Source organism: Balneola sp. (assembly GCA_003712055.1).
GTDB lineage: Bacteria > Bacteroidota > Rhodothermia > Balneolales > Balneolaceae > RHLJ01.
The window spans coordinates 126,572-141,731 of record RHLJ01000005.1; the positions used below are offsets into that span (position 1 = coordinate 126,572).

At 39.9% G+C, this 15,160-nt stretch carries 11 protein-coding genes; 7 read left to right on the forward strand and 4 right to left on the reverse strand.

Annotation, left to right across the window (positions count from 1 at the left end):
• The first annotated feature begins 42 nt into the window (after positions 1–42).
• Positions 43–897, forward strand: a complete 855-nt coding sequence (locus tag ED557_12515) for an RNA polymerase sigma factor RpoD/SigA (GenBank protein ID RNC79951.1) — start codon at positions 43–45, stop codon at positions 895–897.
• Positions 898–953: 56 nt separating this feature from the next.
• On the opposite strand, the gene ED557_12520 is transcribed toward ED557_12515, so the two are convergent.
• Both ED557_12520 and ED557_12525 read right to left on the reverse strand, forming a co-directional pair.
• Positions 954–2,060, reverse strand: a complete 1,107-nt coding sequence (locus ED557_12520) for a gfo/Idh/MocA family oxidoreductase (GenBank protein RNC79952.1) — start codon at positions 2,058–2,060, stop codon at positions 954–956.
• Between the two features lie 73 nt (positions 2,061–2,133).
• Positions 2,134–3,246, reverse strand: a complete 1,113-nt coding sequence (locus ED557_12525) for a hypothetical protein (protein RNC79953.1) — start codon at positions 3,244–3,246, stop codon at positions 2,134–2,136.
• 57 nt (positions 3,247–3,303) lie between these two features.
• Here ED557_12525 and ED557_12530 point away from each other — a divergent pair, with 57 nt between their 5' ends.
• The 6 genes from ED557_12530 (at position 3,304) to ED557_12555 (ending at position 11,722) form a co-directional block, all read left to right on the forward strand.
• Positions 3,304–4,350 (forward strand): aminoglycoside phosphotransferase, encoded by a 1,047-nt coding sequence (locus ED557_12530; GenBank protein ID RNC79954.1) that lies wholly within the window; start codon positions 3,304–3,306, stop codon positions 4,348–4,350.
• A 3-nt stretch (positions 4,351–4,353) separates the two neighbouring features.
• Positions 4,354–5,076, forward strand: a complete 723-nt coding sequence (locus ED557_12535; GenBank protein RNC79955.1) for a DUF547 domain-containing protein — start codon at positions 4,354–4,356, stop codon at positions 5,074–5,076.
• A 51-nt stretch (positions 5,077–5,127) separates the two neighbouring features.
• Positions 5,128–7,998 (forward strand): hypothetical protein, encoded by a 2,871-nt coding sequence (locus tag ED557_12540; GenBank protein RNC80132.1) that lies wholly within the window; start codon positions 5,128–5,130, stop codon positions 7,996–7,998.
• A gap of 16 nt (positions 7,999–8,014) precedes the next feature.
• Positions 8,015–8,647, forward strand: coding sequence for a DNA-binding response regulator (locus ED557_12545; GenBank protein RNC79956.1), 633 nt, complete (start codon positions 8,015–8,017; stop codon positions 8,645–8,647).
• 89 nt (positions 8,648–8,736) lie between these two features.
• Positions 8,737–10,155, forward strand: a complete 1,419-nt coding sequence (locus ED557_12550) for a hypothetical protein (GenBank protein RNC79957.1) — start codon at positions 8,737–8,739, stop codon at positions 10,153–10,155.
• Positions 10,156–10,186: 31 nt separating this feature from the next.
• Positions 10,187–11,722, forward strand: a complete 1,536-nt coding sequence (locus tag ED557_12555) for a hypothetical protein (protein RNC79958.1) — start codon at positions 10,187–10,189, stop codon at positions 11,720–11,722.
• A gap of 134 nt (positions 11,723–11,856) precedes the next feature.
• Here ED557_12555 and ED557_12560 read toward each other — a convergent pair whose 3' ends face one another.
• Both ED557_12560 and ED557_12565 read right to left on the reverse strand, forming a co-directional pair.
• On the reverse strand, positions 11,857–12,531 hold the full coding sequence (locus ED557_12560) for an OmpA family protein (GenBank protein RNC79959.1): 675 nt from the start codon (positions 12,529–12,531) through the stop codon (positions 11,857–11,859).
• A gap of 105 nt (positions 12,532–12,636) precedes the next feature.
• On the reverse strand, positions 12,637–15,099 hold the full coding sequence (locus ED557_12565) for an FtsX-like permease family protein (GenBank protein ID RNC80133.1): 2,463 nt from the start codon (positions 15,097–15,099) through the stop codon (positions 12,637–12,639).
• Positions 15,100–15,160: the final 61 nt, after the last annotated feature.

The following is a 15,160-nucleotide window of genomic DNA, read 5'->3' on the forward strand; positions in this document are numbered from 1 at the left end:
CATATCTTTACCCTATAAAATTTTTCACCAAATAACTTAATTGTGGCAAAAAGTTCAGGAATTTCGACTCGTGAATCGGAATCGCTAGATCGGTACCTTCACGAGATAGGTAAAGAGAAATTGATTACACCGGATGATGAAGTTCGTCTGGCAAAAGAAATCCAAAAAGGAAGTCAGAGAGCACTTGAAGATCTAACTAAAGCTAACCTTAGGTTCGTTGTATCTGTTGCTAAGCAGTACCAAAATCAGGGACTTTCTTTAGGAGATTTGATTAATGAAGGTAATCTTGGTTTGATTAAGGCTGCTAAACGTTTTGATGAAACCAGAGGATTTAAGTTTATCTCTTACGCGGTATGGTGGATTCGTCAATCTATTCTTCAGGCACTCGCTGAGCAAAGTAGAATTGTACGACTTCCATTAAACAGGGTAGGTGCTCTTAACAAAATTGGTAAAGAACTTTCTAAACTGGAGCAGGAGTATGAGCGACTTCCTTCTGCTCATGAATTGGCAGAAAGCCTTGAAATGACGGTTGGTGAAGTAGCTGACACCCTAAAGATTTCTGGAAGACACCTTTCGATGGACGCTCCTTTCGCACAAGGTGAGGATAACCGTCTACTTGATGTACTAGAGAATGAAGAGATTCCAAACCCGGATTTCGAGTTAATGGGTGAATCTCTTAAAGTTGAGATTGAACGCGCATTATCGAAACTTACCAAGCGAGAGGCAGAAGTAATCAGATTATACTTTGGTATTGGACGTGAGCACTCTCTTACTCTTGAAGAAATAGGAGAGCGTTTTGATCTGACTCGTGAACGCGTTCGTCAGATTAAAGAGAAGGCACTTAGAAAGCTCCGCCATCATAACAGAAGCGCAGCGCTTAGAGTTTATTTGGGATAATAATCCTGATTCTCTATGGATTTAAAAGCTCCCATGCTTATGCTGGGAGCTTTTTTTTAAAGTGTAATCCACTCTCCATCTTTTTGTGAAGATTCCATAATTGCCTGTACAATTCTGATATCCTTTAACCCATCTTCTCCCGGAACAATAGGAGTCTTACTATCTTTGATCGCAAGTGCGTCATTATCCATTTGACGGGCTTGTTGATGTCCAGGATCGGCAGGTAATTGAGTACCATCACTGGTTTCTCCTCGAACACCTGAATAGCTTTGGAAAGGACGAAGTCTGTACCAACCCTTTGAACAGGTTACATCCAGATAATTACTGGATTTACCGAATGCTGTTTCTCCCGTAGTAATTAACCCATTCGAAAATTCCATTTCAAATTCCGAAAACTCATCAACTTCATTATACATCTCACTCCGGTCAGACCATTGTCTTCCACGTACACGAACAGGTTCCATTTGAGCTGCATACCTAATAGCATTGATTGGATATACTCCCATATCGTACAAAGCTCCTCCGCCAAGTTCGTTACTTCTTCGCCAATTACCTTCTCCATGACGCCCGCTATACCCTGCGCCGGCTTTAATATCCTGAATGCTGCCATAGGTTTGCTGACGGGTATATTCGATCACTTGTTGATTATTAGGTTCATGTTGTAAGCGATAGCCAATAGTAAGCTGCACCTTATTCTTGGTAGCTGCATCAATAATGCCCTGGCATTCTTCTACAGTTTTTGCCATTGGTTTTTCACACCACACATTCTTACCCGCTTCAGCTCCTGCAATGGCATATTTAGCATGAAGGCCAGTAGGGAGTACAATGTAGATGATATCAATATCATCATTATTAGCTACTTCGTGTATATTCTCATAATTGTAGACGTTTGCATCAGGAATGTTATAGCGCTCTTGCCAAACAGGAATTTTACTGGGTGTTCCGGTAACTATTCCCTTGAGTTCACAGTGCTCAGTGAGTTGAAGTCCTGGTGCAAGTCTGCCGTTGCTATATCTGCCTAATCCAACCAGAGCTACTCCAAGTTTTTCTTTCTTTTTGGGAAGAATAATATTTGGGAAACTGGTTGTTGAAAGCGCTGAGAAGCCCGCAATTAAAGCTCCTGCTTTTTTTACGAAGTCTTTTCTTGAGATAGTTTTTTTCATGAGGAAGAGCTGAAGTGAGTTAAGAACCTAAGATTATAAAGCATCAACAAAATTGTTGAAAAAAATTGAAATACTAGGTCATATCAGAAGCTGAAACGAATACTGGTTTATTCAATAACTCAACTTTCTCCCGTTCTTCAAAGCCAATAAACCTCATCATAACCTCAGCAGTGACGTCTTTTCTTATAGTATTTAAGAATCCAAGGTTACCTGAGTTCTGAAACAATTGGGCGATTTTAGCTTCAGTATCGCACCAGATCATTCCAGTATTAATATTGTGAGCAGCGCAACAGTGCTCCATTACCTCAAGGAGGTAGTCGATATTATCAGATGAGGTCCATGCGTAGTCGAAGGCCAGGAAGCTGAACTGTTTGGGTTTGAAGAGTCTATTCGTTACCGGGAGATAGGGGAGTACTTTTTGCATAAGAAACCCACTAAAGCCGGGTACTTCGATGAGTTCCCAGTGCACGGGCTTACATCGTACGCCAGCAAGTATTTTGCCTTCTTTTTCTAATACGAAATAGCTCCCGGAATCAGAAAGCTGATCGTCGAAATAAAAAGAATGATCTGAATAGTGTTCACTAAGTTTTTCTTTAAGGCTGGCCATCCCTGACTCTTTGATCTCATTACATAACTCTGACTTTTTAGGAGAGAAACGACTAAAAAGAATAGTTGATACCCTTCGTTGGGGATAGAAACCCATAGTGATGCAGAGCTCTTTCGAATTATAATTTTCAGATTCCACAAAAGCGTAAAACACTCCCTTTTGATCCTTTTCCAAAAAGGGGGATTCAAAATGGTTGGTAATTTCTGCACCGATCTTTTGTTTTAGTGTTGTTCCTACCCGAGAAGCTTTTCTTGAAGCATTTTGATTTGGCTTCCCTTGATTTCTGAATGGATTATTAATGGATAGGTAGCGGATGTATAAACTATTTAATGAAGGGGCTAAGCCTGTAGTGTTACGAGAAACAACTCCAGTAGTACCAAATAATCGATCACCCTTTTTTATTTGGATGAATTCCAGGTTTTTTAGTGATTTCATTCCATCAACAATGTGCTTTTGTCGATAACGGACTTTACCTTTTGTGCCAAAGATCGTTTGCTCTAATAATTTTGTTACCTCTGGCGTAATGCCTTTTTGCGTAGTTACATTTAAAGATAAATTACGGGAAGTGTCTTCCTGCATTTGGTATTAGGATAATTCAGAGTTCAGCGAAGATAGAAAGTATTAAAAAAGACGAAAGTGATTATTAGTGAGAATAAAGAAATGGAAGCTAAATTTAGGGCTAGCTTTCAAAACGGTTTTTTTCTTTGTAAAGAATTACCACTCGAAGTAGGACAGTATCTAAAATTTCAGGGTTGGCTAAATGAAAATGACAGCTTAGTCTCATTAAGCATACCTGGAGAGGGGAATATGAATTATGTGCTTCGTGCCGAATTCAGAGAGTCTCCATCAATCATACTAAAACAGGCTCGACCCTGGGTCGAAAAGTATCCCCATTTCGAAGCTCCCACTGAAAGGGGAAGGGTTGAAAAACAATTTTTAGAAGTAGTATCCGTATTTGAAGAAGTGGCTCCTTACGTACCCTCTTTGATTGGATATGATCCACAAAGCAATATACTTGCTCTAGAGGATCTTAAAGGTGCTCATGATATGATGCGTATCTATTTCGAGGACAAAAGTATTGCAGAGGAAGAAATTAGCCAAGTTATTGAGTTTGCCAATCGATTGTCGACTGTGGAGTTGGATCAGGCTTTCCCTGAAAACCTTGACATGAGGAGGTTAAACCACCAACACATTTTTGATTTACCGTTCCAGGCCGACAATGGCTTTGGCTTGGATACCATCCAACCCGGCTTGGAAGAGCTTTCAAAGTCGCTGAAACTAGACGAAACACTCAAGAAAAAAGTAAAACTGCTTGGTGATGTTTATCTGGCAAAGGGAACACAGTTACTACATGGTGATTTATATCCCGGAAGTATCCTTACTTCTTCTTCGAATTTGTATGTAATAGATCCTGAGTTTTCTTTTTTAGGGCCTAAGGAATGGGACATAGCAGTATTTATTGCTCATCTCATTTTAGCAAAAACGGATCCTGAACTCGTAAATAACGCTATCGATAATTATGAAAAGCCAAATGGCTTTGACATGCTACAATTTTGTGGGTTTATAGGAGTAGAAATAATCAGAAGACTGATTGGAATTGCTCAGCTTCCTTTATCTTTAACCCTGGACGAAAAAGAAAAACTATTAGTTGAAGCATCGACGTTGATAAACCGAGGATTTTAAAATATGGTACATCAGTTAAGAAAATCTCTATTCCTCGTATTCATTGTATTCTTCTCCTGCCAAATGAAGGAAGTGGAAATACATGTTCAAAGTCTCGAATTGTCAAGTGAGCTTCTGCTTGAGGTAAAAAGAGCCAATTCTACCGATTCGTTAGAGTCCATGTTAGCAAGCTTTGATGCTGAGACACTACAAGGGGAACTGAATACGGATACCAGGAAAAAAGCCTTTTGGTTGAATATCTACAATGCGTGGTATCAGATAGTAGCAGATCGCTATTCCTATGGGCTGGATTCCGTATTTGTAAAGCCATTAGTTCCCATTGCCGGAGATACCCTTTCATTTGATGAAATGGAACATGCCATTTTAAGAAAAAAACCTGGCTATGATTTAAATGGCTTTGCCGTTGATTCAGTCGATTTCAGAATACATTTCGCTTTAAATTGTGGAGCAAAAAGCTGTCCACCAATAGCATTTTATGATGCCAGGAAACTTGATACTCAACTGGAGGCGGCAACCAAGCTATACTTAACTCTGGAAACGGATGTTGATGATATAAATAAAGAAGTTCGTGTTACCCAGCTAATGGAATGGTTCTCAGTAGACTTCGGGGGCGAAGAGGGAATTATACTCGTATTGAATAACTACCTGGAGAAGGACTTGACGGGATATACCATCAAATATAAAACGTTTGATTGGACTCAGCAGCTGGAAAACTTTTTGCAATAACAAGATAATAGCCTTCTACTATTCTCAGCTATTTTGCGTTACTTTCTTGTTATGAAGAATTGGTTGTTTATTTTTCTAAGTCTTACTCTTTTATTGCCTGAGGATGGCTGGTCTCAAACTTATCCTTTTCGAACCTATTCTATTGAAGATGGATTAAGTGAATCGGTTGTTAATGATCTCATTCAGGATGATGATGGATATTTATGGTTAGCAACCGGGTACGGACTCAATAAGTTTGATGGGATTAGTTTTGAAGCTTTTTTCGAAGAAAGTGGGCTAAATCACAGCCGGGTGCTATCTCTGTTTCAGGCAAGTGATGGCAAAATATGGATTGGTACAGCTTCAGGGGTCAATTATATAGAAGCTGATAGTATTCATACTCCTCAAGGTTTTGAATCTATAGCTAACAGTCAGGTCATAAGCATTTTTGAAGACCAGGAAGGTCATCTATGGTTTGGTACTGATGGAGACGGTGTTTGGCACTACCTGGAAAATGGTCAATACGAGTTATACTCTACATCTCAGGGGTTTATCAGTAACCAGGTTAGAGCTATTACTGAAGATGAAAATGGAGATATTTGGTTCGGTACAAGGAATGGACTTACTACGCTAAGCAATGGTAATTTAAGAACATATACTACTGAAGATGGCTTGCCCGAAAATAGAATTAGAGATATAGAAATAGATAAAAACGGATTCCTTTGGATTGCTACCCGAAATGGCATATCACGATTTGATGGGAGCACCTTTCAAAATTTTGGAACAGCAGAAGGATTGATTGATTCCAGAGTACAAACTCTTTCGGTATCAGATGAAGGAGCGATATGGCTTGGTACAGAGGGAGGTTCAAGCAGATTTTTTGAGGGAAGCTTTAAAAGCTTTACGACTGAACAAGGGCTTTCAAATGACATTATCTATTCCTCCATTGTTGATCGGGAAGGAAATGTTTGGTTCGGTACATTTGGAGGAGGTGTGAGCCTTTTTTTAGGAGATTATTTCGAAAACTATACTACCGAAAACGGGCTCAGCAATAATCTGGTCACTTCCATTGCTGAAGATGAAAATGGAAAACTATGGCTTGCTACTTATGGTGGTGGTTTGATGACAAAACTGGATAATGGTTTTGAGTACCTAACCACTGAAGATGGCCTATTGGACGATAGGATTTACCATTTAAATCTGGATTCAGAGAACAGGTTATGGATTGGGATGAGAGACGGATTGGCCTATCTTAAAAATGGAGAGATAAAAAACTTCTCATCCGCAGAATTTCCCTTTCGAAAAGTAAGAGATGTAATGGAGGCTTCTGATGGAACCTTTTGGATTAGCACGTATGATGAAGGGCTGATAAAAATGGATGACACATCTCATGAGGCAATAACTTTGGAAAGTGGTCTGGCTAGTAATACTGTTCTAAAAAGTATTGAGGATAGTGAAGGCAATATTTGGGTGGCGACCTATGGTGGGGTTTCAAAGATTACCGGAGATGAAATCACCAATTTTTCTATTCAACAAGGGGTGCCAAATAATGGAGTTATGTCCATTATGATAGATAGAGATGGCATTATCTGGATATCTACCTTTGGAGGTATTGCATGGTTTGATGGAGTACAGTTTGTCAGTATCACTGATGATAACGGTTTACCTGACAAGGTAGCCTATTTTATAGCTCAGGATAAAAATGGCCTTTTTTGGATAGGTACAACTGCTGGCATAGCTCAGTTAGATATCAAGAAATTGTACAGTGAAATTGCTGATGAACGTGAACAATCAATTCAGGTAATTACAAGAGAACAGGGGTTGGTTTCAGACGAAATGAACCTTGGAGCTGTTTATGAAGATTCGGAAGGACATTTTTGGTTTGGTAGTGTGGAAGGGGTAAGTCACTTCGATCCAGACATCTACAAAGGGAATCAGGTATCACCAAAAGTACATTTACTAGAGTTTACGGCTTCAGGCAGGCAATATGAGACCTACGGTTTACATCTGGATAATAATAGTAATTTTGTCGAGATAGGTTTTGCAGGACTAAATTTTACGGCTCCAAACCAGGTGATTTATGAGTATAGGATGAGTGACATAGATCCTGATTGGCAGCGAACAACCTCACGAAGTGCAAAATATCCCTCACTACCACCGGGCGAGTATTTTTTTCAGGTTCATGCACGCAATTCTAGTGGGGTATGGAGTGATGAAATGGTCATTATTCGGTTTTCAATTAATCCTCCTTTCTGGATGAGTTGGTGGTTTATCTTAATTATTGCATTCGCGATTGGGGGTATTATTTACCTGTTCTATAGAAATTATCAGATCATGAAAATGGTGGATATTGAAAGAATGAGAGTGCGAATTGCCAGCGATTTGCATGATGATGTAGGAGCCAGTTTGACAGAGATTGCACTACAATCTGATTTCCTTCAGGCTAGTCACGTAGAGAAAGAATTCAAGCAATCACTAACTCAAATCGGAAAGCAGTGTCGTAGGGTAGTTACCAGTTTAGATGATATAGTTTGGTCGATTGATGCGCGAAATGATACACTCGGAGACCTTACCGACAGAATGCAGGATTATATTATCAATGTATTGGAACCCAAAAATTTTCAGGTTAGTTATGATTTTGAGGCATTAAGAATGGAAAATAAATTACCGGTTCCGGTGAAAGAAAACCTTTATCTGATATTCAAAGAAGCGGTGAATAATATCGCTAAGTATTCGAATGGTGATAGGGTAGAAGTAAAAATGGAATCTGAAAATGGTGAATATGAGTTTAAAATTTATGACAATGGTAACTCGGGTAAAGGACTGAAAAAGACTGGTCATGGATTACGTAACATGGAAATGCGAGCTCAAAGAATTGGAGGAAACTTCAACTTTGAAGACAAGGATGGATTTACAGTTATTCTGAAAGGAAAGCTGAATTAAAATAACGGAGAAAAAGATGGCAGTAATAGGGATTGTAGAAGACAACAAAAAAATCAGGGATTTAATCCAGCGATATTTAGATATGCAGGAAGGTTTAGAATGTCCGGTTGCAACAGATACTGTGGAGGAAATGCTGGAGTTTCTTGAAGAACATGAAAACCCGGATGTGCTTCTGATGGATATACAACTTCCAGGCATGTCGGGTATAAAAGGGATGGAAATTATCAAAGCTAAATACCCTGAAATAGATATCATCATGCTCACGGTGTATCACGATTCTCATAAGATTTTTGATTCGCTTAAAGCGGGAGCTTCAGGGTACTTGCTAAAGCATACATCTCTGCCTGAAATAAAGGAATCTATCGAAACGCTGTTGAAGGGTGGTGCTCCAATGTCTCCGCAAATAGCTCGCAAAGTAATTACCCATTTCAATGAGCAAGCTCCGAAAAAGAATGAAGACAGCATGCTGACTTCCAGAGAGCAGGATATTGTAAATGGGCTGGTAGACGGGCTTAGCTACAAAATGATTGCTGATAGGTTTGATATTTCAATAGATACAGTACGGGCACATATTCGAAATATCTACAAAAAGCTCCACGTTAACTCAAAGGCAGAAGTAATTGCGAAATCGCTCCGAGGTGAAATTTAACATCATGTCACATCATCATGTTATTTAAACATCAACTCGTTTTTAAGAGGTTAAGTCGTAATCTTGAATCAATGTTCTAAGGATCATATATGAAAGCTTCAAAAACTATATTCGGAATCACTCTTGCATCCCTTTCGCTATTCTTTTCCGGGTGCTATACTCAATTACAAAGTACTGAAGGATTCTCAAGAACTAGTACAACTCCCCAACAGTCAGATTACTACTCATGGGGGGATGAACCAGAGCAAGCTGAAACCGGATACAACTGGAGTGATGAACTACAAACAGCGAAGCCTTATGAAGCTCCTATTGAGGAAGAAGGTGAATTTGAAGATCCTGTTTATGAAGAAGATTTAGAAGCCGCAGGTATCTACTACAAAGACTATGAAGCGGAGCAGTGGTATCAGGATAACTACGCTGATAGAATTTATTGGGAGGGATATGATGATGGTTTTGACGATGGATATGATCAGGCTATTGATGATTACTATTGGGATTCATATCACTGGGGTTATAATAGGTACTATCATCCAATAAGAAGAGGACAATGGAGAGCGGGATGGAGAATGAATACAAGGCTCTACTTTGCATACTATAGTGGATGGAGTTGGGGTAATGGAAGCCTTTTCTATTCCTGGTATCGATACCCACATTTGGGATATTATGATGACTGGTATTACGGCTGGGGAGGCTGGGGTTATCGCTCTAATGTAATCGTATATAACAATCATCATAGAAACTCACGTTATTCAGAATCAAGAATAAGAAGTGCCGGATTATATAGTAAAGGAAATGGTGAATCTGTTGAAGGAGTTCGTACCAGGTCAGGCAGCTCAGGTTCAACTGGTTTAGTAAGTAAGGGTCGAGGTACTGGTACTACTGATATTACTACAAGATCATCAGGAACCACAGCAACCCGCTATACAGGTAGAACCGGAAATAGCACTTCCCAATCTACTAGTACAAGTACAAGTGTTAGGTCAAGACGATCAGGAGAGTCTGGATCAACAGTGACAAGCACCAGTAGAACCACAGGGAGAAGTACTGGAACAGTTCGAAATACTGGTAGAACCCGGTCAGGTAGCTCGGGTACAAGTGTTGGCAGATCCAGGACATCAACAGGTAGCTCAGGAACTGTTAGAAGTACAAGTCGTAGTGGAAGAAGCTCAGGAAACTCAGGCTCTGTACGATCCTCTAGCTCGAGGAATAATTCAAGTTCAGTTTCCAGAGGGAGATCTTCGGTTAGATCAAACAATTCGGGAAATACCTCAGTAAGAAATCGTAGTACTTCAGTTAGAACGAATAGGTCAAGTAGTACCGGCGGAAGTTCACGCTCTACTTCAGTAAGAAGTAACAGCTCCGGAAGTAGCTCATCAAGAGCAGTTCGAAGTAGTTCTTCCAGATCCAGTTCTTCTAGAGGAACTAGTGTAAGAAGTAGTTCGTCTTCACGTTCTTCTTCCGGAACACGATCATCTTCAGGTTCAAGCAGGTCTAAACGAAATAACTAATTAGCCTCCAATACAATTACTATTTATCACCATGAAGAGGGCTTTATCTTATCTCTTATTGGCAGGAGTACTTGCTTCATCGGAAGCCTTAGCACAAGATGGTCAAGATCCGGTGAAGTACTCCAGCCTTTCTCAACAGTTTGTTACTTCAACTATAAACGGTGACGCCAATGCATCAGTACTCCCATCTGTAGCCACTCAAAATGGTTTTGGAAGTTATCTGGATAACCCGGCAAGTATGGCGCTGATAACTATGAGTTACTTCAATACGGGGTTGATATCAAATACTGGTGATCACAGTAGCTCTTATTTGGGAAGTGATCTTGGCTTTGATGACACAAGAACTTCGTTTGGTAATATTGGAATGATCTACTCTGTGCCTGTTACTCAGGGGAGCATGGTGGTAGGGGGTGGATACTCTCTGCGAAATGATTTTAACCGTACGAATATCTTCAATGGAAGAAATACAAACAGCTCAATAACTGATATGTTTAAACAGTCAGGAAGTGATTACAACTCTATCGCTTTCGAATCTTATGCTATTGACTATGCCGATATAGAACAAACATCACTGGAATCTATTTTTCGAATAGGTTTCGCTCCAGGTGAATTTTTAGGCATTCAGCAGGAAGGAGAAATGAGGCAAAGGGGTACAAGCGGTGAGTATACTCTTTTCATGGCTACTGAAATACAAAAAAATCTTTTCATAGGAGCTTCTATTGGAGCTATCTATGGAAATTATTCCTTCGAGAGAAGCTTTTTAGAAATCGACGAAGGTAATATTTACGATGGAGATTTTATTGATGTTGATTCTGAAGGGAATGGAGGCACTGATGTAGCCAGTATTTTGCTTGAAGATGAATTGGATATGGAGATATCTGGTGCAAATTTAAATATTGGGGTTATTTACCAGGTACTTCCAAAAGTAAACTTGGGAGCTAGTTTTTTGCTTCCTACTCGGCTTAACGTTACCGAGGAGTATTCTTCATCCATACTCACCAGACTTGATGATGGAAGAACTCCTTTTGGGGACGATTTTTCTGGTAATTTTAACTACAAAATTAGAAGACCCTGGGAATTAAATCTTGGCTTTGCCTTAGAAGAAATTAATCGGGTTACTATATCAGCTGCAGTTGAGTTGATTGATTATAGAAATACTAGCCTGGATTTAACAAGTAGTGATGATAGTGCATTCAGAACTGCTGAGTTAAGGGAACAAGAGGCTATTTTCGATAGCGTATTTACCAATAGCTACAATTTTGTAGCTAACCTTAGCGGAGGAATTAAGTACAAATCCAGGACAGGTTTTGAACTTAGAGGTGGAGCAGCTTTCCTACCTGGAAAGAGCTCAGATTTTGAAGCTGACAGGCTAATTCTTTCAGGAGGTTTGGGGATTCCTCTTTCGAGAGAACTGTATCTCGATATAACTACACAATATACAGGGTGGGACGACCGTTCAATTTTGTATGAATACTTAGATCCAATCAGTGGTCAAGTGAGAACTGAAAGTATTGATGAGACGATAAGTCAAATCAATGTTATGGTTGGGTTAAAGTATAGGTTTTAGAGTTATTGATAATAATCCCCAAAACCTCCGTAGTTAGTTTTAAGAGAAAGTTTTGTGAAAGAAGCTTTCTCTTTTTACTTGCTAAAAAAAGCCCCTTGAGATAAAGGGGCTTAAAAATTAATGAAGAAGCTATTTTATTCGATATCGCCTTTCTCAGCAGCTTCTTTTAGTTTGTCGTTAGCCCAAATGGCTACTTCAACGCGACGGTTCTGAGCACGACCTTCTACTGTAGTGTTATCAGCAACTGGGTCAGATTCCCCGAAACCTGTAATAGTCATCCTTGTAGCATCAACACCAGTGAATGCCGTGTATTCGGCTACGGCTGTAGCTCTTTTTTCAGACAGCTCAAGGTTATATTCCTCTCTACCAGTATCGTCAGTATAGCCACCAAACATAATGTTAGTGTCTTCATATTTTTGGAGGATTTCAGAAAGCTTAGCGATTTCTTCTTTTGAAGCATCACTTAATTCATAGGAATTAACTTCGAACAAGATTCCTGAATCAAAAGTAACTTTGATTCCTTCACCTACTCGTTCAACTTTAGCACCTTCAAGATCTTCTTCTATCTCTCTGGATTGACGATCCATATAGTTGCCAATTACAGCTCCGGTAGCGCCACCAACTGCTGCACCTGCTATTGCCCCGGTAGTGGTATTGCCTGCCGCTTTTCCAATTAAAGCTCCGGCTAGCGCCCCTGCAGTAGCTCCTATAGCTGTTCCCTTGGCCGTTTTACTTAGCGAATCACATGAAGCTGTCAGCAATCCAGTAATTAGCACGAATAAAAAGATTTTTGACGAAATTGATTTCATAGTCTTAGTTAGTTAATTAATTAAATGGTTCCCTGTTAAACTTATCAACTACGATAAGTTCCACATATTAAAGAATTGTTTCCTAAGAATTAAGTTAGAGTCTTATTAGGCTGCTTCTTCTCTAAGAATTTCCAGAGGAGGTCGTTGATGAATTCCACGGGTATTGAGCATTCCAATGGTAAGAACCAAAAGCACAAGAATAATGGCCTCTGTAATCAGGATTGAAAAGCTGGGTGTGAACTCAATATCAAAATAGAAGAAGCTTAGCAAAGAACTGGCGCCTACGGAAAGGAACAGTCCCAAAAAAGCAGCAATAGTTCCCAATAGTGCATATTCAATAATCTGGATTTTCACTACCTGTCTTTGTTTTGCTCCAAGAGTTCTTAAAAGAACACCTTCACGAATGCGCTGGAATCTGCTTGTAGCGGCTGAACCCGCGAGAACGATCAATCCGGTTATAATGCTAAACAGTCCAATAAACTGTATTACAAAGGTAACCCGGTCGAGGAAATCAGTTATTGTACTTACGATTTGGCCTACATCAATAGCAGATACATTAGGGTAGGCCTGAACAATTTGTTGCTGCAAACTTACTGAAATTTCCCTACTTGTAGTCCTAATCGTAGTAGCAAAGAATTGAGGAGCTGGTTCTAATACACCAGCTGGAAACACAACAAAGAAATTAGGCTGCGGAGTTTGCCAGTTTACAGTCCTGATACTTGCTACATAGCTTTCAATTGGAATGCCTTGCACATCCCAGATTATCGAATCTCCAAGCTCAATAGCCAGGTCATCCATCAATCCTACTTCTACTGATATAGGAACAGGCGCATTAAAGTCGGGTACTCTTGGAATAAACTCTCCCGACTCCAGAGTTTCAGTCTCAACTAATGAATCTCTATAGGTTGAACGGTATTCTCGGGTTAACGCCCATCGCCTGGCTTGACGAGAGGTATCTGCTAGAATTTCTTCTAGCGTATTCCCTTGAATGGATTGCAACCTCATTGTTACAATTGGAACATTCTGCATGATTTCCAGGCCATTATCAGAAATAATAGAATTTACACCTTCATTTTGATCGTACTGAATATCAAATAATGCAAGGTTAGGCAATTCATCTTCACCTTCGAAATCAATCGTGCCTAAAAGCATATCCTGAGTCAGATAAAGGGAGCTGATTAATGTAACTCCTAATCCGAAGGTAAGAAGTAAGGTGCTGGTCTGATTGTTTGGACGGTATAGGTTTGCCAGTCCTTGTCTCCATTCATAACTCCATCCGGAAGGCATAAATTTGCGAGATACTCTCATCACAAGTACTGCAAAACCTCCAAGCAATAACAGGCAGATGGTAAAGCCTCCGGTAAAGAACAAAGCACCAACAAGATCATTAAGCATAAACCATGCATAGCCGGTTATAGAGGAACCAATGATCAAGGAGAGTAGCAGCTTAGTCCCAAAACCTAAAAGTCTGGAAAGATTTACCTCAGACGATCTTAACGTAAAAAGGGGAGAGATTTTACGAACAGCAACTAGTGGTAATAGTGCGAATATCACAGATATAATTACCCCTGTTACCACTCCTGTTAACACAGAACCCCAAGAAATAAACAGCTCTATATCCACTGGAATAAAATCCTGGACCAGAACAGGTAAATAAAGCTGGACAACGGTTCCTAGTACCGCTCCGATCAAAGCTCCAATAAATCCCATAAACATTGCCTGAATCAGGTAAATCATCATGGTTTGATTTGAAGAAGCACCAACGCACCGTAGAACCGCAACGGTGTTAATCTTTTGACGGATGTATACAAAAATAGAGCTTGCAACACCGATACCTCCAAGCAAGAGAGCTATAAATCCTATCAGGTTTAAGAAGTTAGAAAGAAGAGATATTGCCTCACCTACTTCTTCTCGTCGTTCTTCAATATCATCAAACCTGAAATCCATGACATCATTCATCACATCAAGCCGCTTTACTACAGCTTCAGGATCTACACCTTCTTTGTATTTTATATAGGCTTCATATTCGAGGCGACTACCTCTCTCCAATAATCCGGTGTTTTCAACTCCTTCTAAGGGAATAATAACCCGGGGTCCAAAAAAAGAAGCCGCTGTTGATTGCCCGGGAATTTCAACAATAGCACCTGTTATTTCATAAGTTAAAAAACCAACTTTGATAGAATCACCGGGTGCCAATTCAAGTTGGGTTAAAATGGTTTGATCAACTAAAGCTCCATACTCCTCCAGATAGGTGCTCGCTGCATTTGGTGGAACCGTTTCAATTTCTCCATAATAAGGGAATCCATCTTCCATAGCGGTTATTTGGGATAACCTTGTTGCTCCGGTTTTAGGAAACAATGCCATTGATGAAAAGGCAAGGGAATTAGATTGATCGACAGCAATAGAATCTAAATAAGCCTGTAATTCAGGTTGGAATTCAGCATTTCGCTCAACCTCGAGATCAGCCCCAAGAAGTTCTTTAGCTTGTTCGTTGATACTTGAGTTTAAATTTACTCTAAATGAAGTGATGGCAACCTGAGCAGCTACACCAACTATAATGGCAGCCATGTACAGAAATAATTTTCTTCTGTTTGAACGGGAGTCCCGCCAAGCCATCTTAAAAATCCAC